The 23,349-nt window shown below is 71.4% G+C and carries 23 protein-coding genes and 1 pseudogene; 18 read left to right on the top strand and 6 right to left on the bottom strand.

What is annotated here, in order from left to right; translation table 11 throughout:
* Window position 1: 1 nt before the first annotated feature.
* Complete coding sequence (tal, locus tag J2S42_RS11560; protein WP_307238414.1) at window positions 2-1,138, bottom strand: transaldolase; 1,137 nt, start codon at window positions 1,136-1,138, stop codon at window positions 2-4.
* Between the two features lie 23 nt (window positions 1,139-1,161).
* The gene (gene tkt, locus J2S42_RS11555; protein ID WP_307238412.1) at window positions 1,162-3,300 is read right to left on the bottom strand and encodes a transketolase; all 2,139 of its coding nucleotides are present in this window, start codon (window positions 3,298-3,300) and stop codon (window positions 1,162-1,164) included.
* Window positions 3,301-3,586: 286 nt separating this feature from the next.
* On the opposite strand from tkt, the pseudogene J2S42_RS11550 reads away from it, so the two are divergent.
* The 3 genes and pseudogenes from J2S42_RS11550 to J2S42_RS11540 all read left to right on the top strand — a co-directional run.
* Window positions 3,587-4,549: pseudogene (locus J2S42_RS11550) on the top strand (heme o synthase); the annotation flags it as partial.
* A gap of 287 nt (window positions 4,550-4,836) precedes the next feature.
* On the top strand, window positions 4,837-5,163 hold the full coding sequence (locus tag J2S42_RS11545) for a hypothetical protein (protein ID WP_307238410.1): 327 nt from the start codon (window positions 4,837-4,839) through the stop codon (window positions 5,161-5,163).
* A gap of 69 nt (window positions 5,164-5,232) precedes the next feature.
* A complete protein-coding gene (locus J2S42_RS11540; protein WP_307238408.1) occupies window positions 5,233-6,159 on the top strand; it encodes an ATP-grasp domain-containing protein in 927 nt (308 codons plus the stop codon).
* A gap of 158 nt (window positions 6,160-6,317) precedes the next feature.
* On the opposite strand, the gene J2S42_RS11535 is transcribed toward J2S42_RS11540, so the two are convergent.
* On the bottom strand, window positions 6,318-7,172 hold the full coding sequence (locus J2S42_RS11535; RefSeq protein WP_307238405.1) for a COX15/CtaA family protein: 855 nt from the start codon (window positions 7,170-7,172) through the stop codon (window positions 6,318-6,320).
* Window positions 7,173-7,349: 177 nt separating this feature from the next.
* Between J2S42_RS11535 and J2S42_RS11530 the strand changes: the two genes are divergently transcribed.
* The 11 genes from J2S42_RS11530 to J2S42_RS11480 all read left to right on the top strand — a co-directional run bounded on the left by J2S42_RS11530 (window position 7,350) and on the right by J2S42_RS11480 (window position 17,547).
* Window positions 7,350-8,093, top strand: a complete 744-nt coding sequence (locus J2S42_RS11530; RefSeq protein ID WP_370879378.1) for a helix-turn-helix transcriptional regulator — start codon at window positions 7,350-7,352, stop codon at window positions 8,091-8,093.
* On the top strand, window positions 8,090-9,520 hold the full coding sequence (gene sufB / locus J2S42_RS11525; protein ID WP_307238403.1) for a Fe-S cluster assembly protein SufB: 1,431 nt from the start codon (window positions 8,090-8,092) through the stop codon (window positions 9,518-9,520). The genes J2S42_RS11530 and sufB overlap by 4 nt, the downstream gene beginning before the upstream one ends.
* 35 nt (window positions 9,521-9,555) lie before the next feature.
* Window positions 9,556-10,686 (top strand): Fe-S cluster assembly protein SufD, encoded by a 1,131-nt coding sequence (gene sufD, locus J2S42_RS11520; protein WP_307238402.1) that lies wholly within the window; start codon window positions 9,556-9,558, stop codon window positions 10,684-10,686.
* Window positions 10,687-11,025 (top strand): non-heme iron oxygenase ferredoxin subunit, encoded by a 339-nt coding sequence (locus J2S42_RS11515; RefSeq protein WP_307238400.1) that lies wholly within the window; start codon window positions 10,687-10,689, stop codon window positions 11,023-11,025.
* Window positions 11,022-11,795: a Fe-S cluster assembly ATPase SufC gene (sufC, locus tag J2S42_RS11510; RefSeq protein WP_307238397.1), complete on the top strand. Its 774-nt coding sequence runs from the start codon at window positions 11,022-11,024 to the stop codon at window positions 11,793-11,795. The genes J2S42_RS11515 and sufC overlap by 4 nt, the downstream gene beginning before the upstream one ends.
* A gap of 16 nt (window positions 11,796-11,811) precedes the next feature.
* Window positions 11,812-13,104, top strand: coding sequence for a cysteine desulfurase (locus tag J2S42_RS11505; RefSeq protein ID WP_307238394.1), 1,293 nt, complete (start codon window positions 11,812-11,814; stop codon window positions 13,102-13,104).
* A gap of 12 nt (window positions 13,105-13,116) precedes the next feature.
* Entirely contained in the window at window positions 13,117-13,572 is a 456-nt protein-coding gene (sufU, locus tag J2S42_RS11500; protein WP_307238392.1) for a Fe-S cluster assembly sulfur transfer protein SufU, read from the top strand.
* 13 nt (window positions 13,573-13,585) lie between these two features.
* Window positions 13,586-14,017, top strand: coding sequence for a metal-sulfur cluster assembly factor (locus J2S42_RS11495; protein WP_307238390.1), 432 nt, complete (start codon window positions 13,586-13,588; stop codon window positions 14,015-14,017).
* An 82-nt stretch (window positions 14,018-14,099) separates the two neighbouring features.
* On the top strand, window positions 14,100-14,843 hold the full coding sequence (locus J2S42_RS11490; RefSeq protein WP_307238388.1) for an HAD family hydrolase: 744 nt from the start codon (window positions 14,100-14,102) through the stop codon (window positions 14,841-14,843).
* 347 nt (window positions 14,844-15,190) lie between these two features.
* Complete coding sequence (locus tag J2S42_RS11485; protein WP_307238386.1) at window positions 15,191-15,814, top strand: LysE family transporter; 624 nt, start codon at window positions 15,191-15,193, stop codon at window positions 15,812-15,814.
* Window positions 15,815-16,068: 254 nt separating this feature from the next.
* On the top strand, window positions 16,069-17,547 hold the full coding sequence (locus J2S42_RS11480; RefSeq protein ID WP_307238384.1) for a bifunctional 3-(3-hydroxy-phenyl)propionate/3-hydroxycinnamic acid hydroxylase: 1,479 nt from the start codon (window positions 16,069-16,071) through the stop codon (window positions 17,545-17,547).
* Here the strand turns inward: J2S42_RS11480 and J2S42_RS11475 are convergent.
* Window positions 17,493-18,149, bottom strand: a complete 657-nt coding sequence (locus J2S42_RS11475) for a DNA alkylation repair protein (RefSeq protein ID WP_307238382.1) — start codon at window positions 18,147-18,149, stop codon at window positions 17,493-17,495. The two genes, J2S42_RS11480 and J2S42_RS11475, sit on opposite strands and share 55 nt — an antisense overlap.
* A gap of 70 nt (window positions 18,150-18,219) precedes the next feature.
* Here J2S42_RS11475 and J2S42_RS11470 point away from each other — a divergent pair, with 70 nt between their 5' ends.
* From J2S42_RS11470 to J2S42_RS11460, 3 genes are read left to right on the top strand one after another with little or no spacing between them, the layout of a single operon-like run.
* Window positions 18,220-19,254 carry a hypothetical protein gene (locus tag J2S42_RS11470; RefSeq protein WP_307238380.1) on the top strand — a complete coding sequence of 345 codons (1,035 nt, stop codon included), beginning with the start codon at window positions 18,220-18,222 and terminating at the stop codon, window positions 19,252-19,254.
* Window positions 19,255-19,890, top strand: a complete 636-nt coding sequence (locus tag J2S42_RS11465) for a SigE family RNA polymerase sigma factor (protein WP_307238377.1) — start codon at window positions 19,255-19,257, stop codon at window positions 19,888-19,890. It begins immediately after the preceding gene.
* Window positions 19,891-19,907: 17 nt separating this feature from the next.
* On the top strand, window positions 19,908-20,567 hold the full coding sequence (locus J2S42_RS11460) for an acVLRF1 family peptidyl-tRNA hydrolase (protein WP_307238375.1): 660 nt from the start codon (window positions 19,908-19,910) through the stop codon (window positions 20,565-20,567).
* A 34-nt stretch (window positions 20,568-20,601) separates the two neighbouring features.
* On the opposite strand, the gene J2S42_RS11455 is transcribed toward J2S42_RS11460, so the two are convergent.
* On the bottom strand, window positions 20,602-21,168 hold the full coding sequence (locus J2S42_RS11455; RefSeq protein ID WP_307238373.1) for an RNA polymerase sigma factor: 567 nt from the start codon (window positions 21,166-21,168) through the stop codon (window positions 20,602-20,604).
* A 28-nt stretch (window positions 21,169-21,196) separates the two neighbouring features.
* On the opposite strand from J2S42_RS11455, the gene J2S42_RS11450 reads away from it, so the two are divergent.
* Complete coding sequence (locus tag J2S42_RS11450) at window positions 21,197-22,603, top strand: serine/threonine-protein kinase (protein WP_307238371.1); 1,407 nt, start codon at window positions 21,197-21,199, stop codon at window positions 22,601-22,603.
* On the opposite strand, the gene J2S42_RS11445 is transcribed toward J2S42_RS11450, so the two are convergent.
* On the bottom strand, window positions 22,600-23,322 hold the full coding sequence (locus J2S42_RS11445) for a hypothetical protein (protein WP_307238369.1): 723 nt from the start codon (window positions 23,320-23,322) through the stop codon (window positions 22,600-22,602). The genes J2S42_RS11450 and J2S42_RS11445 overlap by 4 nt on opposite strands.
* Window positions 23,323-23,349 lie beyond the last annotated feature (27 nt).

Raw genomic sequence — 23,349 nt, 5'->3', positions numbered from 1 at the left:
CTCAGGCCGCGTCGCTCGGGTTGGCCGCGCCCTTCTTGGCCGCGTCCAGCGACTTGGCCAGGCCCTCCAGCAGCTCGCCCCAGGAGGCCTCGAACTTCTGGACGCCCTCTTCCTCGAGCACCTTCACCACGTCGTCGAAGTCGATGCCGACCGCGGTGAGCTTGTCGAACACCTCCTGCGCCGCCGCGTACGACCCGGTGACGGTGTCGCCGCGGGTGTCACCGTGGTCGGCGTACGCGTCGATGACCGACTCCGGCATCGTGTTGACGACGCCGGGCGCGATCAGCTCCTCGACGTAGATCGTGTCCTTGTACTCCGCGCTCTTCGTGCCGGTGGACGCCCACAGCGGACGCTGCGGGTGCGCGCCGGCCGCCTTGAGCGCGGCCCACCGCTCGCCGCCGAACTTCTCCTCGTAGAGCTTGTACGCCAGCTGGGCGTTGGCCACCGCGGCCTTGCCCTTCAGCGCCTTCGCCTCGTCGGAGCCGATCTTGTCGAGCCGCTTGTCGATCTCGGTGTCCACCCGGGAGACGAAGAACGACGCGACCGAGGCGATCTTCGACAGGTCGTGGCCGTTCGCCTTCGCCTGCTCCAGACCGTCCAGGAACGCGTCGATCACCTTGCCGTACCGGTCCAGCGAGAAGATCAGCGTCACGTTCACGCTGATGCCCGCGGCCAGCGTGGCGGTGATCGCCGGCAGGCCGGCCAGCGTCGCCGGGATCTTGATGAGCACGTTGTCCCGGTCGACCAGCCACCACAGTGCCTTGGCCTCGGCGACCGTCTTCGAGGTCTCGTGCGCCAGGCGCGGGTCGACCTCGATCGAGACGCGGCCGTCCTGACCCTGCGAGCGGTCGTACTCCGGCTTCATCACGTCGGCGGCCCAGCGCACGTCGTACGTGGTCAGCGCGCGCGTCGCCTCCTCCACGGTGACGTCGCGGTCGGCCAGCTCGCGCAGCTGCTCGTCGTACGCGTCCGCGTCGGAGAGCGCCTTGGCGAAGATGGTCGGGTTGGTGGTCACGCCCACAACGTGCTTCTCCGTGCGGAGCTTGTCCAGCGTGCCGGACGCGAGGCGCACGCGGGACAGGTCGTCCAGCCACACCGCCACGCCGGCGTCGGAGAGTTCCTTGAGCCGATCGGTCATCGGAATCACACCCCTATCAGAAGTCAGTTGCCGGTCTTGTTGCCGGTGATGACGCCGACCTTGGTGAGCGAGGCGTGCGCCTTCGCCACCACGTTGTCGGCCGTGAAACCGAACTGCTCGAACAGCACCGTGTACGGCGCGGAGGCTCCGTAGTGTTCAATGCTGACCGACTCGCCGGCGTCGCCGATCAGGTGCCGCCAGGACATCCCGATGGCGGCCTCGACGCTGACCCGCGCCTTGACCGACGACGGCAGCACCGACTCGCGGTACGCCTGGTCCTGCGCGTCGAACCACTCCTGGCACGGCACGGAGACGACGCGCGTCGGCGTGCCCTCGGCCTCCAGCCGCTCCCGCGCGGTCAGCGCGATCTGCACCTCGGAGCCGGACGCCAGCAGGATCACCGACGGCTGCGAGTTCGACGCGTCGACCAGCACGTAAGCGCCCTTCGCGGTGTTCTCCGCGGAGGCGTGCGTGGACCGGTCGATGGTCGGCAGGTTCTGCCGGGACAGGATCAGCGCGGTCGGCCGGTCGGTGTGCTCCAGCGCCGCCTTCCACGCCTGGGCGGTCTCGTTCGCGTCCGCCGGGCGGACCACGTCGAGGCCGGGGATGGCGCGCAGCGCGGTCAGGTGCTCGATCGGCTGGTGCGTCGGGCCGTCCTCGCCGAGACCGATCGAGTCGTGCGTCCACACGTAGACGACCGGCAGCTTCATCAGCGCGGCGAGCCGCACCGACGGGCGCATGTAGTCGGAGAACACCGCGAACGTGCCGCCGTAGACGCGGGTGCCGCCGTGCAGCGCGATGCCGTTCATGATCGCGCCCATGCCGTGCTCGCGGATGCCGAAGTGCAGCGTGCGGCCGTACTTGTGGCCCGGGAACGCCTTGGTGGCGTACTCCTCCGGGATGAAGGACGGCTCGCCCTCCATCGTCGTGTTGTTCGACTCGGCCAGGTCGGCCGAGCCGCCCCACAGCTCCGGCAGCACCGGGGCCAGCGCGTTGAGCACCTTGCCGGAGGCGGCGCGGGTGGCGACGCCCTTCGGGTCGGCCTCCCAGACCGGCAGCGCGGCGTCCCAGCCGGCCGGCAGCTCACGCTTGGACATCCGGTCCCACAGCGCCTTGCGCTCCGGGTTCGCCGCGGCCCACGCGTCGAACTTCTCCCGCCAGGCGGCCTCGGCGGCCTTGCCGCGCTCGACGACCTCGCGGGCGTGCTGCAGGACCTTGTCGTCCACCTGGAAGTCCTGCGCCGGGTCGAAGCCGAGCACCTGCTTGGTGGCGGCGACCTCGTCCTTGCCCAGCGCGGAGCCGTGGATCTTGCCGGTGTTCTGCTTCTTCGGCGCCGGGTAGCCGATGACCGTACGCAGCGCGATGAACGACGGCTTGTCCGTGGTGGCCTTCGCCGCGACCAGCGCCGCGTACAGCGCCTCGACGTCCTCGGCGTAGTCGCCGCCCTCGTCGAAGGACTTGCGCCAGTCGACGACCTGCACGTGCCAGCCGTACGCCGCGTAGCGCGCCGCGACGTCCTCGGACTTCGCGATCTTCGTATCGTCCTCGATCGAGATCTCGTTGTCGTCCCAGATCAGCGTGAGGTTGCCCAGCTTCTGGTGGCCGGCGATCGCGCTGGCCTCGTGGCTGATGCCCTCCTCGATGTCGCCGTCCGAGGCGATCGCCCAGACGTTGTGGTCGAAGATCGACTCACCGTCCGGCGTCTCCGGGTCGAACAGGCCGCGCTCCCGGCGGGCCGCGATCGCGAAGCCGACCGCGTTGCCGATGCCCTGGCCCAGCGGGCCGGTGGTGGTCTCGACGCCGTCGGTGTGCCCCTGCTCCGGGTGGCCCGGGGTGAGCGAGCCCCATTGGCGCAGCGACTTCAGGTCGTCCAGGCCCAGCCCGTACCCGGACAGGTAGAGCTGGATGTAGAGGGTGAGGCTGGAGTGCCCGGCGGACAGCACGAAGCGGTCCCGGCCCGGCCAGGCCGAGTTCGCCGGGCTGTGCGTCATGACCTTGTTGAAGAGCAGGTAGGCCGCGGGTGCCAGGCTCATGGCGGTGCCGGGGTGACCGTTGCCGGACTTCTCCACGGCGTCCATGGCCAGGACGCGGACGGTGTCGACCGCCTTACGGTCGAGATCGGACCAGCTCAGAGCGCTGTCCTCGGATGGGGTGGCAGCCACGATCTGTGTGCTCCTCGGGTGTGACCGGCAAATGAGATTTTCGACTACTCCAGTGTCCGACCCTAGCGAGCGCTGTTGAACACGCGCCCGCGGAACGCGGGAACAACCTAAGCTGTGAGCGGACACACGCCTTGATCATCCGCGTGTGCCGGTGTGACGCCGTGCATCCTCGCCGGGTCTGGCGGGGCGGCGAATCCGGTGCCGATAGGCTGTCGCCCATGGCGCGTGACCTTGGTTCCGCGGTCCGTCGTCGCCTGGTCACTCCATCGCCCCAGCCGGAAGGTGACAATCCGTGAGCACACTCACCGAACGCCCGGTTCTGCCCTCGGTCAAGGGGCGGAAGACCCGGTCGGTGAAGCGTCCTACGGGCTCCACGCCGCGCGCCAGCGATGTGATCAAGGCGTACGTCGCGCTCACCAAGCCGCGTATCGTCGAACTGCTACTGGTCACGACCGTACCCGCGATGATGCTGGCCGCAAACGGACTGCCGTCGCTGTGGCTGATGGCGGCGGTTCTGGTCGGCGGTTCGTTCGCCGCCGGTGGCGCCAGCGCGCTGAACTGCTACATCGACCGGGACATCGACCAGGTGATGCGGCGCACCAAGCGCCGCCCGCTGCCGGCCCACTCAGTCTCGCCGCGCAACGCGCTGATCTTCGGCCTCACGCTCTCCGCGCTCAGCGTCGCGATCATGGCACTGGCCACGAACTGGCTGGCCACGGCCATGACGCTCGGCTCGATCGTCTACTACGACGTGGTCTACACACTCTGGCTGAAGCGCGTCACCGCGTGGAACACGTTCTGGGGCGGCATCTGCGGCTCCGCGCCGGTGCTGATCGGCTGGGCCGCGGTCACCGGCTCGCTGTCGCCCGCGGCCTGGGCGCTGTTCGGCGTGGTCTTCTTCTGGCAAATGCCGCACTTCTACGCGCTCGCCATCAAGTACAAGGACGACTACGCGCGGGCCGGCATCCCGATGCTGCCGGTGGTGGCGTCGGTCAAGCGGGTCAACGTGGAGATCGTCGGCTTCGCCTGGCTCACGCTGATCTCCTCGCTGGCCGCCTGGCCGTTCGGTCTGAGCTGGATCTACGGCGTGCCGGCGACGATCGTGGGCGCGCTGTTCGTGCTGGAGGCGCACCTGCTGGCGCGGCGGGCGTCCAAGGGGGAGCCGGTGAAGCCGATGCGGCTGTTCCACTGGTCCACGACGTACCTCACGATCGTGTTCCTCGCGGTCGCGATCGACGCGCTGGTCTGATCACCATCCGGTAACGGTTGTCACCTCGGTCGCTTCGGCCGAACGGCTGATGCGTGGCGTGCCTTACGGGTCGATCTACCGGTGAAACGCCCTGAAATAGGCATCGTTTAGTGCTACCTCGGTGGTGTGGTGGCGAACGCCCGTTTCGTCCTTATTTTTTGTCCGGTTTTTCTGGGATAAAGCCGGACGAAGCAGGCAGAAATGACGTTGAAACCCCTCGTTAGAGGCATCACAAAAACTCCACGTAACGCCTGCGTTTCACCTGCTGTCTGCCTACTCTTCCCCTCATGGCAGAAGGTTCCGATACGACGCTGACGATCGACGAGAAGTCGCAGCCGACCGCTCTGGTCGGCAGCATCCGCTCTTTCGCCGCAGGGCACGGCGGTGCGAAAGCGGTCGTCGAGTACGTCGGCAAGCGCGGCGCCCGCATCGTTCTCGTGGGCGAGGACGGTGAGTGGGCGGACCAGTTCGCCTCCGACACCAAGACGGCGCGGCAGGCCTGCGAGAAGGCCGGCGTCGCGGTGGAGAACGAGTGGGAGCGCGAGCTGATGGAGCAGATGCGGCCCAGCAACGACCTCTGGCGGTCCATGGGCCGTCGCATGATGGCGCGCTGATCCCGGCAGCGTGATGGCGCGCTGACCCCGGCGCGCGGCAGCACCGCAACCTCTAGCACCATCTTTGATGTGACAACCCGACCCTTCGACGACACCGCGACCCGGGCCCCGGCCCGGGTCGCTGTCGTCACCGCAGCCTCCCTTCCCGACCTGGAGCCGGACGACCGCCTGATCCTCGCGCCGCTGGCCGCCGCCGGGATCACCGCGGAGCCGGTCGTCTGGACCGACCCCACCGTGGACTGGACGGCGTACGACCGGGTCCTGCTCCGCTCGCCGTGGGACTACACCGAGCGCCGGGCCGACTTCCTGGCCTGGGTCTCCTCCGTCCCGGGCCTGCTCAACCCGGCCGACGTGGTCGTCTGGAACACCGAGAAGACCTACCTGCGCGACCTGGCGGCGGCCGGCGTGCCGGTCACCGAGACGCAGTGGATCGGCGGCGGTGACGTGTGGACGCCGCCGGCGGCCGGTGAGTGGGTGGTCAAGCCCGCGGTCGGCGCCGGCAGCGTGGACGCGGGCCGCTACGACCTGAGCGACCCGGAGCACCGTGAGCTGGCCGAGCTGCACGTGGAGCGGCTGCTCGCGGCGGCCCGGCTGGTGATGGTGCAGCCCTACCTGACCGCGGTGGACACGGACGGCGAGACCGCGCTGCTCTTCTTCACGGATCCGGCGACCGGCGCGCTCGCGTACAGCCACGCGATCCGCAAGGGACCGATGCTGGCCGGGCCGGACACCGGCGTCGAGGGGCTCTACAAGCAGGAGCAGATCGACCCGCGGGTGGCCACCGAGGCCCAGCGGGCGGTCGCGGAGCGTGCGCTGGCCGCGATTCCCGGCGGCACCGGCCGGCTCCTCTATGCCCGCGTCGACCTGCTCCCCGGGCCGGGCGGCGACCCGGTGGTGGTCGAGCTCGAACTCACCGAACCGTCCCTTTTCTTCGGTTTCGATCAGGACGCCGCCGGCCGGTTCGCGGCGGCCGTGGCCGCGCACATCACCCGTTAGGGCAGGCGATTCCCGCGTGACGTTTTTCCGGTGACCGGCGGCGGGACCGGCTGCGTCGCGGCGGCCGGAGCGGAGCGCCGGCGGAGTCGGAGGCCTCCGCGCGGTTCGCCCGCTCCGAGCATGCGGGCCGCACCGCGCCGCAAGCGGGGAATCCGGCCTTAGGCGTTGTCGGGGCTGCGGGTCGCGTGCAGGGCGTGGAGGGTGGCGATCCAGACGAGGCAGGCGCCGAGCATGTGGGCGCCGACCAGGAGGACCGGGAGGTGCGTGAAGTACTGGACGAAGCCGATGACGCTCTGGGAGAGCTCCACCACGATCAGGATGATCGCCGGGCGGGTGGGTGCGCCGGCGATCCGGGCGGCGAAATAGAGCGCGACGGACAGGCCGATCAGCAGCATGACCAGGTCGACGTGCAGCTGCGAGATCAGCTCGGGGTCGAGGTGGTTGCGCTTGGCGCCGCCGTCGCCGGAGTGCGGGCCGGCGCCGGTGACGATCACGCCGACGATGACGACGGCCAGGCTGACCAGCGTGGTGATCCAGGCCAGGTGGCGCAGCGGGCGTGGCGGGGCGCTGCTGACCGGGCGGTCGACGGTGCGGCGCCAGAAGAGGTACGCGGTGGTGATGACGAAGATCGAGCCGAGGAAGTGCAGGCCGACCACCCACGGGTTGAGATTGGTCAGCACGGTGATGCCGCCGATCACGCCCTGCAGCGGGATGCCGAGCAGCGTGACCAGGCCGAGCGTGACCAGGCGGCGACGGCGGGGGCGTTCCAGGACGGCGGCGAGCAGCGCGGCGATCGCGATCGCGATGACCACGAACGTGAGCAGCCGGTTGCCGAACTCGATGATGCCGTGGATGCCCATCTCGGGCGTGGTGGTGTAGGACTCGTCCGTGCACCGGGGCCAGGTGGGGCAGCCGAGGCCGGACTTGGTGAGCCGGACCGCGCCGCCGGTGACCACGATGCCGACGTTCGCGACGAGGGACGCCAGGCCGAACCCGCGCAACCACCGATCCATGTTCCGGGCTGCTCCGGAATCGGACGTGGGCGGCGCGGGCGTGATCACGGACGATTGGCTCACGGACGCCAATCCTACGCAGCGTCGTAGACGCGTGTTCACCCCGGTGGCGCGGGTCACCGGAGGGGTGGTTTGCAGGTGCGAACCGAAATACGTAACACTGGCGTAGTGAAAAACCTGGAGCTGCTCTCCGCGAGCGCGACGGAGGCCGACACGGCCACCGGCGCGCAGGACGGCCGCACCCGGGACAAGATCACGCAACTGCTGCTGGAGCGCGGCGGCGCGACCGCGGCCGAGCTGGGCCGGGCGCTCGGGCTGAGCGCCGCCGGCATCCGCCGCCATCTGGACGCGCTGCTCGCCGACGGCGACGTGACCACCCGTGACCACACCTCCGGCACGCCGCGCGGGCGCGGGCGGCCGGCCAAGGTCTTCCTGCTCACCGACGCGGCCCGGCTGCGCTGCGGCACGCACGCCTACGACAACATCGCCTCCGCGGCACTGCGCTTCATCGCGGTGCACAGCGGCGCGGCCGCGGTCACCGAGTTCGCCGAGGCGCAGGTCTCCGCACTGGAGCAGCGCTGCCGGGCGGCCATGGAGGGCGCCGGCGAGGACCCGTTCGCGCGGGCGGAGGCACTCGCGGCCGTGCTGACCGCGGAGGGCTACGCTGCCAACGCGACCACGATCGCGACCGGCGGGCAGCTGTGTCAGCACCACTGCCCGGTGGCGCACGTGGCCGCCGAGTTCCCCCAGCTCTGCGAGGCGGAGACGGCGGTCATCTCCCGCCTGATCGGCACCCACGTGCAGCGTCTGGCCACGATCGCGCACGGCGACGGGGTCTGCACCACGCATATCCCGGCTCCGGCCGGGCACGCAGGTAACACCACCACGAAGAAGAACTCCACCGTGAGGACAGATCGATGACGGACCAGATCGCGCAGCCGATCAGCCAGGAGGAGCACCTCGCCGCGCTCGGTAAGTACGAGTACGGCTGGGCTGACTCGGACGCGGCCGGCGCCGCGGCGCAGCGGGGCTTGTCCGAGGCCGTCGTCCGGGACATCTCCGCGAAGAAGAGCGAGCCGCAGTGGATGCTCGACCTGCGGCTGAAGGGCCTGCGCCTGTTCGGCCGCAAGCCGATGCCGAACTGGGGTGCCGACCTGACCGGCATCGACTTCGACAACATCAAGTACTTCGTCCGGTCCACCGAGAAGCAGGCCGCCAGCTGGGAGGACCTGCCCGAGGACATCAAGAACACGTACGACAAGCTCGGCATCCCGGAGGCGGAGAAGCAGCGCCTCGTCGCGGGCGTCGCCGCGCAGTACGAGTCCGAGGTCGTCTACCACGCGATCCGTGAGGACCTCGAGGAGCAGGGTGTCATCTTCGTCGACACCGACTCCGCGCTCAAGGAGCACGAGGAGCTGTTCAAGGAGTACTTCGGGACGGTCATCCCGGTCGGCGACAACAAGTTCGCGGCGCTGAACACGTCCGTGTGGTCCGGCGGCTCGTTCATCTACGTGCCGAAGGGCGTGCACGTGGAGATCCCGCTGCAGGCCTACTTCCGGATCAACACGGAGAACATGGGCCAGTTCGAGCGGACGCTGATCATCGCGGACGAGGGCTCGTACGTGCACTACGTCGAGGGCTGCACCGCGCCGATCTACTCGTCCGACTCGCTGCACTCCGCGGTCGTCGAGATCATCGTGAAGAAGAACGCCCGGGTGCGGTACACGACGATCCAGAACTGGTCGAACAACGTCTACAACCTGGTCACCAAGCGCGCGGTGTGCCACGAGGGCGCGACCATGGAGTGGATCGACGGCAACCTCGGCTCCAAGGTCACGATGAAGTACCCGGCGGTCTACATGACCGGCCCGCACGCCAAGGGCGAGGTGCTCTCCGTGGCCATGGCCGGCGAGGGCCAGCACCAGGACGCGGGCGCGAAGATGGTGCACGCGGCGCCGAACACGTCGTCCAGCATCATCTCGAAGTCGATCGCCCGCGGTGGCGGCCGCACGTCGTACCGTGGCCTGATCCAGGTCCTGGAGGGCTCGAACCAGAGCAAGTCGACCGTGAAGTGCGACGCGCTGCTGGTGGACACGATCTCCCGGTCGGACACGTACCCGTACGTCGACATCCGCGAGGACGACGTGGCGATGGGGCACGAGGCCACGGTGTCGAAGATCAGCGACGACCAGCTCTTCTACCTGATGAGCCGCGGCCTGAGCGAGGACGAGGCGATGGCGATGATCGTGCGCGGGTTCATCGAGCCGATCGCCAAGGAGCTTCCGATGGAGTACGCGCTGGAGCTCAACCGCCTGATCGAGCTGCAGATGGAAGGCGCTGTCGGTTAAGTTCCGACATTCCCCGGATCAAGAGCTAGGACGAGATGACTGCTGAAGCCATAGCGCCGCCGAAGACCAAGTCGCAGGCGCTGCGCTCCTACGATGTTGCCGACTTCCCGGCGCTGACCGGCCTGGAGGAGGACTGGCGGTTCACGCCGCTCAAGCGCCTCCGCGGGCTGGCCGGTGCGACGTCGGCGGTCAGCGGCGGGGTGACCGTCGAGCTGGCGGCCCCGGTCGAGGGCGTGACGCTGTCGACGGTGACCGACGCCGAGAAGGTGCTGACCCCGTTCGACCGGATCAGCGCGCTCGGCTACGGCGCCGCCACCGAGGTCACGCTCATCGAGATCGCCAAGGACGCGGTGATCAAGGAGCCGGCCGTCGTGACGATCACCGGCACCGGCGCCGAGGGGCTGCACGCGGCACGTACCCAGATCACGGTCGGCCGGTTCGCCGAGGCCTCGCTGGTGGTCTGGCAGGCGGGTTCGGTCACGCTGACCGACAACGTCGAGGTCGTGATCGCGGACGGCGCCCGGCTCAACCTCGTCACGGTCGCCGACTGGGCGTCCGACGCGGTCCAGGCGCAGCATCTCAAGATCCGCCTCGGCCGGGACGCGCGCGTCGTGCACACCCAGGTCACGCTCGGCGGCGACCTGGTCCGGCAGTTCACCAGCGTGGAGTACACCGACCGGGGCGGCGACGCCGAGCTGTACGGCCTGTACTTCGCGGACAACGGCCAGCACCAGGAGCACCGCCAGCTCGTCGACCACAGCGTGCCGGACTGCCGCAGCTACGTCGGCTACCGCGGCGCGCTGCAGGGTGCGGAGTCGCACACGGTCTGGGTCGGCGACGTGCTGATCCAGACCGAGGCGACCGGCACCGACACGTACGAGATCAACCGGAACCTGGTGCTCACGGACGGCGCCCGCGCCGACTCGGTGCCGAACCTGGAGATCGAGACGGGTGAGATCGCCGGCGCCGGGCACGCCAGCACCACCGGCCGCTTCGACGACGAGCAGCTGTTCTACCTGATGGCCCGGGGCATCCCCGAGGCCGAGGCCCGCCGTCTGGTGGTCCGCGGCTTCTTCGCCGAGATCCTGCACAAGATCCCGGTGGAGGACCTGCGGGAGCGGCTCGGCGACGCCATCGAGGCCCGGCTCGCCAAGACAGGGGCATAAATGCCTGCAACGGTACGGGTGGCAGCCGCCACCGAGGTCGCCAAGGGAACGGCGATCTCGGTGGAGGTGGACGGCGTCCCGCTCGCGGTCGTGCACACCGACGACGACGAGTTCCACGCCGTCCACGACGAGTGCTCGCACGCCACCATCCCGCTCTCCGAGGGCGAGGTCGACGGCTGCACGCTCGAGTGCTGGCTGCACGGCTCGCGCTTCGACCTGCGGACCGGCGAGCCCACCGGCCTGCCCGCCACCGAGCCGGTGGCCGTCTTCCCCGTCGAGATCCGGGACGGGGACATCTACGTCGACCTGAATCCGAGCAATGGAGTAAAGAAGCCGTGAGCACCCTCGAGATCCGCGACCTCCAGGTGTCGGTCAAGCTGCCCGAGGGCGAGCTCAAGCCGATCCTGCGCGGCGTCGACCTGACCGTGAAGTCGGGCGAGACGCACGCCATCATGGGCCCCAACGGCTCCGGCAAGTCCACGCTGGCCTACTCGCTGGCCGGCCACCCGCGGTACGAGATCACCGGTGGCACGGTCACGCTGGACGGCGTCGACGTGCTGGAGATGACCGTGGACGAGCGGGCTCGCGCCGGCCTGTTCCTCGCCATGCAGTACCCGGTCGAGGTCCCCGGCGTGTCCGTGGCGAACTTCCTGCGCACCGCGAAGACCGCGATCGACGGCGAGGCGCCGAAGCTGCGCACCTGGGCCGGCGAGCTGCGCGGCGCGATGGAGCGGCTGCAGATGGACCCGGCGTTCGCCCAGCGCAACGTGAACGAGGGCTTCTCCGGCGGTGAGAAGAAGCGCCACGAGATCGTCCAGCTGGAGCTGCTCAAGCCGAAGATCGCCATCCTCGACGAGACCGACTCCGGCCTCGACGTGGACGCGCTGCGGGTGGTCTCCGAGGGCGTCAACCGGGTCCGCGAGAACGGCGACACCGGCCTGCTGCTGATCACGCACTACACCCGGATCCTGCGCTACATCAAGCCGGACTTCGTGCACGTCTTCGTCAACGGCAAGATCGTTGAGGAGGGCGGCCCGGAGCTGGCCGAGAAGCTGGAGTCCGAGGGCTACGAGCGGTACGTCGCCGGCGCCGGCGCGGCCGCGATCTGATCGCCGGAGGAGCCTGATGTCGACCGCCGCGATTCCGCAGGGCATGCCCCAGTACGAGGACAAGCCCCGGTTCGACGTGGAGAAGGTCCGCGCCGACTTCCCGATCCTCGACCGTGAGGTCAACGGTCACCGCATGGTCTACCTGGACAGCGGCAACACGTCGCAGAAACCCCGCCAGGTGCTCGAGGTCATGCAGGCGCACCTGGAGCGGCACAACGGCAACGTGTCCCGTTCCGTCCACACGGTCGGCACCGAGGCGACCGAGGCGTACGAGGGGGCCCGCGCGAAGGTCGCGGGCTTCATCAACGCGCCGAGCGTCGACGAGGTGGTGTTCACCAAGAACGCCACCGAGTCGATCAACCTGGTGGCGTACTCGTTCTCCGAGCGCGCCGACGACCCGCGCTTCCGGATCGGTCCGGGCGACGAGATCGTCATCTCCGAGATGGAGCACCACAGCAACATCGTGCCGTGGCAGCTGCTCTGCGAGCGCACCGGCGCGACGCTGCGCTGGTTCTCCATCACCGACCAGGGCCGGCTGCAGCTGGACACGCTCGATGAGCTGGTCAACGAGCGCACCAAGATCGTGTCGTACGCGCTGGTCTCCAACACGCTCGGCACGATCAACCCGACGTCCGCGATCACCGCGCGGGCCCGCGAGGTCGGCGCGCTGGTGATGCTGGACGCATCCCAGGCCGCGCCGCACATCCCGGTCGACGTGCAGGACCTGAACGTGGACTTCATCGCGTTCACCGGGCACAAGATGTGCGGCCCGACCGGCGTGGGCGTGCTGTGGGGCAGGTACGAGCTGCTCAGCGCGATGCCGCCGTTCCTCGGTGGCGGCTCGATGATCGAGACCGTGTCCATGGGCGGGTCCACGTTCGCGGCACCGCCGGCGCGGTTCGAGGCCGGCACGCCGCCGATCGTGGAGGTGGTAGGCCTCGGCGCGGCCGTGGACTACCTCACCGGCATCGGCATGGAGGCCATCGCCTGGCACGAGAAGGAGCTGACCGCGTACGCGCTGGACGCTCTTCTGGCCGTTCCGGGTCTTCGGATCTTCGGGCCGGAGACGCCGGTCGGCCGCGGCGGCACGCTCTCCTTCGCGCTCGACGGCGTGCACCCGCACGACGTCGGCCAGGTGCTCGACTCGCTCGGCGTGGAGGTGCGCGTCGGCCACCACTGTGCGCGCCCGGTCTGCGCCCGGTACGGCGTTCCGGCGATGACCCGAGCGTCGTTCTACCTGTACACGACCACCGAGGAGGTCGATGCGCTCGTGCGCGGCCTCGATCAGGTGCGGAAGATATTCGGCTGAGGGGCGCGAGCGATGCTTGACGGGCTCTACCAGGAGATCATCCTGGACCACTACAAGCACCCGCACGGGCGCGGGCTGCGTGACCCCTTCGCCGGGGAGGCGCACCACGTGAATCCCACGTGCGGCGACGAGGTCACCATGCGCGTCGCGGTGGACCCGGACGGCGTGCTCACCGACATCTCGTACGACGGGCAGGGTTGCTCGATCAGCCAGGCGTCCGCCAGCGTGCTGCACGAGCTGCTGCAGGGCCGCCGGCCGGACGAGGCCGCGCGCGTGCACGCGGCGTTCGCGCACCTGATGGGCGGGCGCGGCACGGTCGAGCCGGACGAGGAACTGCTCGGTGACGGCGTCGCGTTCGCCGGCGTCGCGAAGTACCCGGCGCGCGTGAAGTGCGCGCTGCTGCCCTGGATGGCGTTCAAGGACGCGGCGGCGCGTGCCGGCGTGGCCGTGACCACACCCGCTGCCTGAAAGGTTCACTGCAATGACCTCTCCTGACACCCCCGCGTCGATCTACGACGCGACCGTTCCCGCGTCCACCACGTCGGACGTGCCGGCCTCGGAGGTCGCGGTCGCCCCGGCGGCCGTCGACCCGAAGCTGGTCGCGGACATCGAGGAGGCGATGAAGGACGTCGTCGACCCCGAACTCGGCATCAACGTCGTCGACCTCGGCCTGATCTACGGCGTCTACGTGGATGCGGAGAAGGTCGCCACGCTCGACATGACGCTGACGTCCGCGGCCTGCCCGCTGACCGACGTGATCGAGGACCAGACGCGTACCGCGCTGCTCAGCGGCCCGGACGGCGGCCTGGTCAACGACGTGCGGATCAACTGGGTCTGGCTGCCGCCGTGGGGCCCCGACAAGATCACCGACGAGGGCCGGGACCAGCTCCGCTCGCTCGGCTTCAACGTCTGACCCACCGGCCGCTCAGGACACCGGCCGTATCGGGGGATCCCCCGATACGGCCGCCCGGTGCGAACATGTCAGGATCAATGCCGTGTTGATCAGGCCACGGGCGCTGCTGCTCGACTTTCACGGGGTGATCGGCCACGCGGAGGCCCGCCCCGGCCGCGAGGACGCGTTCATCGAGGTCCTCGCGCGCATCGCCGGGCCGTCCGTGCCCGTCGAGCGGGTCCGCGCCGACCACACGGCCGCGCGCGCGGCGTACCGCGCGTGGCGCGACGCCATGTCCCGCCCGTCCGCGCCGCCGGAGCTGTCCCAGCAGGAGTTCTGGGGCGAGTACGTGGCCGCGGACTGGCCGTCCGCCGCGCGCACCGCGGTCCGGGACAGCGCCGAGGTGCTCAGCCGCCTCTGGCTGATCGACAATAACGACTGGACGCTGCTGCCCGGCGTCGTCGACCTGGTCCGGACCGCGGTCGACGCGGGCCTGCCGGTGGCGGTGGTCAGCAACACGCTGTGCGGCGCCGCCTTCCGCGAGATCATCGCGGCATCCCCGCTGGACGGGGCGTTCGGTGCGGAGATCTACAGCGACGAGGTCGGCGTCCGTAAACCCAACCCGGCCATCCTCAAGCACGCGGCCGACCGGCTCGGCGTCGACCTGGCCCACGCCTGGTTCGCCGGCGACAAACTGGACCGCGACGTTCTCTGCGGCCGGCGCGCGGGCGTCGGTGCCACCATCCTGATGTCCCCGGAGCCGATCCCGCACCCGTCCATCACGCCCCACACGAACGTCGCGGACGCGGAGGCCCTCCGTACCCTGCTCCAGGCGTACCTGACCTGACGGTTCCAGATCTGGCTCACCTGCGCGGCTGCTGGGCGCGGGCGCGGCTGCTGGGCGGTGGCAGGCGCCCGGCGTGGCTTCGCGGCGGTGGACGGTCATCGTCCGGGGCCGTGCCGGCGTTCTGGTGATGAGGGCTTTCTGCTGTTCCGGCGGCACGAGGGAAGCCCTGATCACGATTGATGTCGCCGGCCACGCGGCCGGAAAACCGGTGGCCCGGTGACGGTACCGACGGCCACGATGGAGCGCATGACCGAGGCGAAGCGGAGCCGGCACACTGTCCCGACGGCCGACCGGGCCGTGCGACAGCGGCGCGGCTCCCCGGCCGCCCCGGCGTACCGCCTCCGATCGTGAGGGCGGCCTTCCTGGCCGGGGTGGTCGCCGGTTACGGCGTAGCCGTACCGGTCGGGGCGATCGCGATCCTCATCGCCGGCCTGACCGCCCGCACGTCGTTGCGGGTCGGCGCCGGAGCCGCGCTCGGCGTCGCCACCGCGGACGGTCTCTACGCGGCGGTCGCGGTCACCGGCGGAGCCGCGCTGGCGGGAGTCATCGCACCGGTCGCCGCGCCGATGCGCTGGATCGCCGCGACCGTTCTGATCGCGCTCGCCGGGCAAACCGCGTTCGCCGCGATCCGCCGGTACCGCCGTCCGGCCCGCGCGGCGGCCGGCACCGGGATGACCACACCAATCCGTGCGTACGGCGGGATTCTCGCGCTGACCCTGCTGAACCCGATGACCGTCGTCTACTTCGGCGCGCTCGTCCTGGCCCGGCAGGCCTCCGGCGACCTGCCGCCGGCCGCGGCGGCCGCGTTCGTGGTCGGTGCGTTCCTGGCGTCGGCGAGCTGGCAACTGCTGATCGCGGCCGGCGGCTCCATGGTCGGCCGCGTGCTGACCGGCCGCCGTGGCCGCCTGCTGACCGCGCTGACCTCCGCCGTCCTGATCATGGCCTTGGCCGCCCATACCGTCACCTCCTGACCACCGCCGCACTGCCGCACCGCGGCGGCGCTTGGTTGCGCGCCGGCTCCCGGCTCGCTGGCGGGTCGCGGCTCGCTGGCGGGTCGCGGCTTGCCGCAGGGCCGCGCTTGCTGGCGGGTCGCGCTTGCCTCCGGGGCGCGGCTTCCCGCCGGCTCCCGGCTTCCCGGCCGCGTCATCGTCGCCCGCGCGACCCGCGAACTGTTCCGCAGGTCGCGCGGCGAGCGCACCCGGCGAGTCTGCGGTTGGATATGAGCGTGACGGTGCTGGTAGTAGGCGCGGGCCCCACCGGGCTGACGGCGGCGATTCTGCTCGCCCAGCGCGGCGTGCCGGTGATCGTCGCCGAGCGGCACCGCGAGCCGTACCCACTGCCCCGCGCGGTCCACCTCGACGACGAGGGGCACCGGATCCTGCAGTGGGCGGGCGTCGCCGACGCCTTCAGTGGGATCAGCCGCCCCGCGCTCGGCCTGCGGATCGTGGACGGGCGGCTGCGTACGCTGGCCGAGTTCCGGCGGGACAGGCCGGTCGGTCTGCACGGCTGGCCGCAGGCCAACATGTTCGACCAGCCCGCGCTGGACGCCCTGCTGCGGGACCGCCTGTCCGCGCTGCCGCACGCGGAGCTGCGCACCGGAACCGAGCTGATCGCGCTCGACCCGGCGGGCCGGCACGCCACCCTCCGCACGCCCACAGGCACTTACCGCCTCGAAACGGACGCCATCCTCGCCTGCGACGGCGCGAACTCCACGGTCCGCACGCTGCTCGGCACCCGCAGCACCGATCTCGGTTACAGCGAGGACTGGCTGGTCGTGGACGCGGTCAGCGAGCGCGATCTCGGGCATTGGGCCGGCGTGCACCAGGTCAGCGACCCGCGTCGCGCGGCCACGTTCATGCAGATCGGCGCGGACCGCTACCGATGGGAGTTCCGGCTGCTGCCGGGCGAGACGGCGGACGGGCCGGATCTCGGCGCGCTGCTCGCGCCGTGGACCGGTGGCGCGGCCGTGGAGATCCGGCGGCGGACCGGGTACACGTTCCGGGCGCGGATCGCGGATCGATGGCGGCACGGCCGTGTCTTCCTGCTCGGCGACGCCGCGCACGAGACGCCGCCGTTCATCGGGCAGGGGCTGGGCGCGGGACTGCGCGACGCGGCGAACCTGGCGTGGAAGCTGGAGATGGTCTTGTCCGGGCGGGCCGGTGAGGCGCTGCTCGACACGTACCAGCGGGAGCGCCGCCGGCCCGCGCTGCGCCTGATCCAGGTGGCCCGGCTGCTCGGCGCCGCGATGACCGGGGGACAGGACGGCGCCGCGGCGGTACGCCGGGCCGTGCTGGCCGCGGCCGTGCGGGTGCCCGGGTTCACCGCGGCCGGTCTGCGCGGCATCGCGCCGCTGGTCGGGCCGAGCGAGCTGCGCCCGTGGTGGAGCCGCCCGCCGACCGGCCGTGTCCTGCCGCAGCCGCGGGTCCGTCACCGGGGCCGCGACGTGCTGCTCGACGACGTGCTCGGCCCGGGCTTCGCGATCCTCACCACGGCACCGGGGCGGCGCACGGCGGAGCTCGGGGCGGCGCTGGACGCGCCGGTGATCGACCTGACGACCGACGTCACGGACGAGACGAAGACCTTGACCGCATGGGTACGCCCCGGACGTACCCTCGTGGTGCGTCCTGATCGTCTGATCCTGCGGGCGGGTCACAGGTTCTTGAGCGCCTCCCGGGCGGAGAGCGGCGACAGCACGTCCGCGTGAGCGGTGACGAACGCACGCACCTCCTCCGGCGCGGTCCGGGCGTAGTGCCGCAGCGCCCAGCCGATCGCCTTGCGGACGAAGAAGTCCGGGTGCCCGGCCTGGCGCAGGCAGTACGCGAACAGCCGCTCGGTCACCGTGTCCGCGCCGTAGTGCAGCTGGTGCAGCAGCGCGGTCCGGATCACCCACACGTCCGGGTCGGTGATCCACTCGTCCATCTCGTCGCGGACCGTCGCGTGCGTGGCGCCGAGCGGGCCGACGACCCGGGTGGCCAGCGTGTCGACCGTGTCCCACCAGGACTTCGTGGTGATCAGGTGCCGCACCACCGGCAGCAGCGTGACCGGTGACCGCGGCGCGTGCCGGCGCAGCAGGTCCGCCCCGAAGTGCTGGTACTCCCGCTCCGGCAGCTCCCAGACCCGCTCGGCGACCAGCGGCGCGTCGGCCGCGGAGACCGAGGGCAGCACCGAACGGTCCAGCGCCCGCCGGCGCGGCGTGGAAATGCCGAGGAACGGGAAGCGGCCGCGCATGTACGCGCTCATCGCCTCCGCACGCACCGGGTCCGCGGCCGCACGGTAGGTGATCGTCAACCGATCGACGACGTCCATGCGGCATTGTGTCACCGAACCGGCGTCCGCGGAGTCTTCATGGCGTCGGCCGGAAGAGGGAAACACCGCTGTGACTCATGAACTACGCCGGCTCCTCGAGGAGGAGCTCGCCGGCGAGACGCCACCACCGCTCGGCGACGTGGTGCGGGTGTCCGTCGACTCGGGGCGACGCGTCCGCCGCCGGCGCCGGTGGTTCGCCGGTGCCGGCGGCGGTACCGCGGCCGCCGTGCTCGCCGTCGCGGGACTCGTCGCGCTGGGCACACCGACCGGCTCCACCCGGCCACCCTCCGCGGGGTCCTCGCCGGCGCTGACCGGGGCCGCCGCGTCGGCGCAGGCGATTCCGGCGGCCGAGCCCGAGCAGGCGGCACCGGCGCGGTGCACCACACCGACCGCGAGCGCCGTCACGCCGGACGGCGACCCCGGCCCGCTCCCCGGCACCGGCGTCGCCCAGACCGGCGGCACCGGCCAGGGGCAGGCGGACGACGGGTGGGGCAGCGGCGGCCTCTGGATGGTCGACTGCACCGGCGCGCTGCGCGGCATCGACCTGACCGCGCCGGCCGGGGTGCCCGTCACCGAGCAGGGGCTCGTCCGCACCACGCCGACGGCCGCGCTGGAACTGCTCGCCTCGCTGATCCCGAAGGGCGCGATCGGCGGGCTGGCCTACCGGGAGACCCCCGACGATCCGGCCGGGTCCACCTACGTGCAGATGTACCTGGACCGCGGCGACGGCTTCGGCATGATCCGTCTCTACGTCGCCGGGCCGGAGAAGACGACGTCCGGGCTGGCGTCGCGGATGTGCGTGGCCATGCGGTCCTGCGTCAACATCCCCGGCACCGGGCTGCTGGTGGTGGAGAACAACCCGGACGAGTGCACGCTCTACCAGACCGTCTCGCTGTACCGCGCGGACGGCGTGGTGGTGTCCCTGATGCTCGGCGACTGCCTGATGTGGGACGGCCGGCAGAACCCGCCCGGCCAGGTCGCGCTGACGTTGCAGGAGGCGGTCACCGTGGTGCTGAACCCGCAGTGGGGACCGGAGATGCCGATCGAACTGGTCAAGTCGAGCAAAGTCGATCTGAACAAGCTCGACACGATTGTTGGAGGCTGAGTGACCAGCGTTCCCGGCAACTACGCCCTGGCGGCGCCGGCCGTGGCCCCCTCCGCTCCGCCCCAGCCGTCGTCCGAGTCCGGCACGCGGCGTCTGCTGCGCACCGGGCGAGCCCGGGCCGCGCGCCAGGACCAGGAGGACGAGTACGTCGAGTTCGCCCAGGCGATGGCGGAGCGGCTGCGGCGTACCGCGTTCCTGATGTGCCGCGACTGGCACCTCGCCCAGGACCTGACGCAGATCACGCTCACCAAGATGTACGTGTCGTGGAACCGGATACACGGCACCGTCAACGTCGAGGCGTACAGCCACAAGGTGCTGATGAACGCGCTCTTCGACCACCGGCGCAGGGGCGGCCGCGAGTTCGTCGGCATCGCGACCGGCGACCACCTCGACTCACCGGCCCCGGACGCCGGCCCGGAGCTGCGGATGACGCTGCTGGAGGCGCTCGGCACGCTGCCGGAGCGGGACCGCGCGATCGTCGTGCTCCGCTACTGGGAGGACCACAGCGTGGAGACCGTCGCCGAGGTGATGGGCGTCTCCACCACGGTCGTGAAGTCGCAGAGCAAGCGCTGCCTGCAACGCCTGCGCCGGCTCCTCGGCGACCACCGCGCGCTGCTGCTGGAGGAGGCCGACTAGCCCATTACGCTGTGGGCATGCGCGCGCGACCGGCCGCGGGCGGCGGCCGCCGGGTCGAGGTCGTCCCCGGCCGCCTGACCCGCTGGCTCGACAACTTCACGGCCCGGCACGGACAACCCCGGACCACCATGCGGGGGTACGCGATGCGCCTGGAGGCACCGGACGGCGCGATCGCGGAACTGCACGCGCCGCCCGGTGCGCCGTTGACCGGCGACCCGGAGTCGTTCCTGGCCGCCGCGGTCGCGCCCCGCCCACTCGGGCTGCTGCTGGCACGCAAGTCCGCGGTCGCGGTCGGCTGGGCGGCCGGCGCCGAGTTGCGCGAGTCGAAGGTGGACCGCAGCTACGTGCAGTCCCGGACCGCGGCCGGTGGCTGGTCCCAGCAGCGCTTCGCCCGGCGCCGGGACAACCAGGCCAAGGCCGCGGCCGGTGGCGCCGCCGACATCGCGGTCCGCCTGCTGCTGCCCCGCGCGACGGAGCTGACCACGCTGGTGACGGGCGGCGACCGGGCCGCGGTCGACGCGATCCTCGCCGACCGCCGCCTGGCCCCGCTGCTGGAGCTGCGGGCCGAGCGCTTCCTGGACGTGCCCGAGCCCCGTCAGGCCGTCCTGGAGGCCGCGCTTCCCGAGGCCCGCGCGGTCTCGATCCTGATTCTGGAAGGTGGCCACCCACCCGGCTGACCGGGCGCCCCGCTGCCGCCCCGGCCAGTGTCTCTCAACGCTCTCCGGCCAGTGAGGCGCGGACGTGCTGCCGGGCGCGGTGCACCTGGGACTTGACGGTGCCGACCGGGAGCGCCAGCTGCTCCGCGATCTCCTCGTAGTCCAGCTGGGACAGATCGCGGAGCACCAGCGCCGCCACCAGGTTCGGCCGGTCCGCCTCCAGCCGTTCCAGCGCGTCCAGCAGGTCCAGCCGGGAACCGGCGATCACGCTGGTGGTGCGCGGGTCCGGCAGGTGCACCGGCAGGTCCGCGTCCGCGCGCTCGGCCGCCCGCCGTTTCAGCGTGCGGTACGTCTGCCGCGCGCAGTTCGCCACCACCGTGTGCAGCCAGGTGGAGAACTTCGCCCGGCCCTCGAACCGGTTGATGTGCCGGGTCACCTGCAGCAGCGCGTCCTGCGCCGCCTCCTCCGCGTCCTGCGCGCACGGCAGGAACCGTGCACAGTGGCGGATCACGTCGGGCCGGATGCGGGTCAGCAGTTCATGCAGCGCCGCGGCGTCGCCGGCCGACGCGTTCCGGGCGAGGGTGTCGAGGTCCGGGCCGGGTGTCATGTGGGGGAGATCCATTTCTCGAAAGGAGGCTTATAGTACGGCTGTGCCAGTGCCCGACCGGATAGGTCGTTACCACGTTCGCCGCTTACTCGGATCGGGTGCGTTCGCCACGGTGTGGCTCGCCGACGACGAGAGCCTGCGGTCGTCGGTCGCGGTGAAGGTGCTGGCGGAGAACTGGACCCACCACGCGGACGTGCGGGCCCGGTTCACCGAGGAAGCGCGGATCATGCGCCGTGCCGAGTCGGACCGGCTGATCCGCGTGCTGGACGTGGGCGAGTTGGACGACGGCCGCCCTTACCTGGTGATGACCTACGCGACCGGCGGCACGCTCGCGGAACGGCTCGAGCGCGGCCCGATGCCGGTGCGCGACGCGCTGCGCGTCGCGTCCGACCTCGCCCGGGGGGTGGCCGTGCTGCACGACCTGGGCGTCCTGCACCGGGACCTGAAACCGTCCAACGTGCTCTTCACCGGCGAGCCCGGCGCGGAGCGGGTGGTGGTCGGCGACCTGGGCCTGGCGAAGGCGCTGGCGCACGGCTCCGCGTTCACCGTGATCGCCGGGTCGCCCGGCTACATGGCTCCGGAGCAGGCCCGGCTCGGTGCCGGGCTGGACGCGCGCGCGGACGTCTACGCGCTCGGCGCGCTGGCCTACCACATGCTCACCGGGCGTCCTCCGAGTCTTCCCGAGTCGGTCCAGGCGGTCGCGGCCGCTGCCGCGACGCCGGTGGTGCGGCCGTCGAAGCTCCGGCCGGGTGTTCCGTCCGCGGTGGACGGTGTGGTGCTGCGGGCGGTGCAGACCGATCCGGCGCGGCGGTGGCCGTCCGCGGCCGCGTTCGCCGACGCGCTGGTCACGGCCGCGGCGCCACGCCCGGTGCGGCCCGTGGTGCGGGCGCTGCGGGTCGCGACCGGGTTCGTGCTGGCCGCTGCGGCGCTGGCCACCGGTGCCGTCGCGGACACCGGGTCGCCGCCGCGGCCCCGGTGGGTCACGGTCACCGACGCCTCCGGCGGCGTCTCGGTCACGGTGCCGGCCGCCTGGGCCACGCAGGTGCGCACCACCGGCTGGAACCCGGCCACGATCAACCTGCCGCCCGGCCGCGCGCCCGGCCTGGTCGTCGGCGCGGACCTGACCGCGTGGTCCGACCCGGCGAGTGCGGTCCCCGGCGTGTTCGCCGGTGCGAGCCGGGCGTTGCGCGAGGGCCGCCCGGCGCTGCCGGACCACTCCGGCTGCGCGGCGGAACCGGCCCGGATCCGCCGCCTGGGCGACGGATCCGTCACCGTGAAGCGCTGGACCGGCTGCGGTGGCACCACGATCTCCTTCACCGAGGCACTGATCACGCCGGCGGCCGGCGACTACGGCGTCTACGTCCAGATCCGCCAGGTCGACGCCGCCGACCACACCGAGAGAATCCTGCGCGGGGTACGCACCAGCGACTCGCTCGCACCCGCCGCCTAGACCTGCCGCCATTCGCTGCCCATGCCCCAGTGGTGGTACCGGCGCTCCTCCGTGCCGCCGCCGGGCAGTGCGACCGTGGCCACGATGTCGACGCCGTCGATCAGCAGGCGGGTGAAGGTCATCCGGCTCGATCCGGCGGGCGCGTCGGCCTGGATGAACCCCCGCGCGTGCAGCGTCGTCTGGTCGTAGCCGAACTGTACCGGGACGATCGCCTGCCGCCGGTCGCTGCCGCACTCGACGAGGACGGCCGCGTCACCGGTTGCCGCGGCGCTGGCCGGCTCCTCGACGATGAAGTGACCGTAGCCGGGCTGTACCCCGCCGGGATTGATGGTGCAGGTGGTCGAGCCGGACGTCGCCGTGCCGTTGCGGAAGGTCGCGTCCCCGGCGTCCCGCATGCCGTGGATCGTCGCGTTCCGCCAGTCGGTGTATTCGATCGGCTGGGGGAAGAACGGGCTGGCCACCGGCGCCGGGGTGTTCTTGGCCGGAGCGGGGATCGACGACGGAGGCTTCGCGGCGGCGGGTGGCGGGACGGCCGAGGCGGTGGCCGGCGGAGTGACCGACGCGGCCGGCCGGGACGGGGTGGCCGGTGCAGTGGTGACCGGCACCGCGCTGGGGGCGCCGGCCGGGGCCGCCTGACCCGCCACCTCCTCCGGGGAGGCGGCGCAGCCGGTCAGGAGCGCGAGGGTCAGTGCGGTGGTCACCAGAGGGAGAGCTCGCATCACGGTCTTCCTTTCACAGGAGGTTCG

Source organism: Catenuloplanes indicus (assembly GCF_030813715.1).
Taxonomy (GTDB): domain Bacteria; phylum Actinomycetota; class Actinomycetes; order Mycobacteriales; family Micromonosporaceae; genus Catenuloplanes; species Catenuloplanes indicus.
The sequence above is the reverse complement of the archived record's forward strand: the minus strand, read 5'-3'. Positions and strand labels throughout refer to the sequence as shown.